Source organism: Hymenobacter sp. H14-R3 (genome assembly GCF_030063445.1).
Taxonomy (GTDB): Bacteria; Bacteroidota; Bacteroidia; order Cytophagales; family Hymenobacteraceae; genus Hymenobacter.
The window spans coordinates 1-1,043 of record NZ_JASITD010000077.1; the positions used below are offsets into that span (position 1 = coordinate 1).

A 1,043-nucleotide genomic window follows, 5' to 3' on the forward strand; every position below is an offset into this window, starting at 1 on the left:
TACGCGTAAACTTTTCGAGGGCGGCCTGGTCAGCCGCTGGTAGGGTAAAGGGAGTGATGGGTCGAGACATGTATCCCCAACTCTAAGCTCGTTGTTTTGTTGCCTAATCCGCTTGACGCAGCACTAGTTGGCGCTGGTCTTTCGGGCTTGGCACTGCTGGCCTCCCTCACTGCCTCGGCGGGTACCATTAAGGGCCGCGTGTTTGAAGATGTGAACTACGGCGGGGGTCGCGGCGCGGCCTATGCCACCACGGGGGGCTTGCCACGGGGGGGCGCGCGCGTAGAGAGGTATGATACAGGTTCTAAGCAATTTTTGGATGCCACCACCACAGGCAGCGACGGAAGCTATAGTTTTGCCTTTAATACGGTCAATAACAACTTCACCATCCGGGTTGTAAGCTCCTCCGTAACGTCGAGCCGCCGCTCAGGTACCAATTCGGTGCCCGTGGTTACCTACCGCACTATATTCACTGGCAAAACTCCCAGTACCAAAGGTGATGATTTTGCTTATGTAGGGGGTCAAAACCCCGGCGTAGCCGACGGGGGCGCAAACGAAACCAACCTCACGCTGAGCGCGGCCGGCGCGCAGGTCTATGTCAATATATCAGATGCCGATAGATTTGAGGACTTCGTCAACGTGGATTTCGGCTTCAGCTTTAACGTAGTAACTAATACCAGCGACGCGGGCCAGGGCTCGCTGCGGCAGTTTATTGTGAATGCTAACGCATTGAACAATAGTGCTATAAGCCAACGTCGGTTTGATAATAACGGCATGCCCGCTGGCCCCGGCTTCCCGGCGGGCCAGGAAACGGCCATCTTCATGATACCCGACGGCACGGCGCGCCCCGGCCTGCGCGCTGGCCTGACCAGCCAGCTTACCACTGCTGGCGGCGCTGCCGTTACGAATAACGCGAATACCACTCTACCCTACTATTTTAGGGAATTGATAGTAAGTAACTTGTCGAATAATCCAGTCTAGCAGGGCCGTAATTTTACGGGCCACTGGCTCTTGCGCTCGGGCATTGGGCCGCGTGAGTTGCCGCA

Annotated in this window: 1 protein-coding gene; it reads left to right on the forward strand. The window is 56.5% G+C overall.

What is annotated here, in order from left to right:
- The first annotated feature begins 99 nt into the window (after positions 1–99).
- On the forward strand, positions 100–978 hold the full coding sequence (locus tag QMK33_RS23365; RefSeq protein WP_283567042.1) for a hypothetical protein: 879 nt from the start codon (positions 100–102) through the stop codon (positions 976–978).
- The last annotated feature ends 65 nt before the right edge of the window (positions 979–1,043 follow it).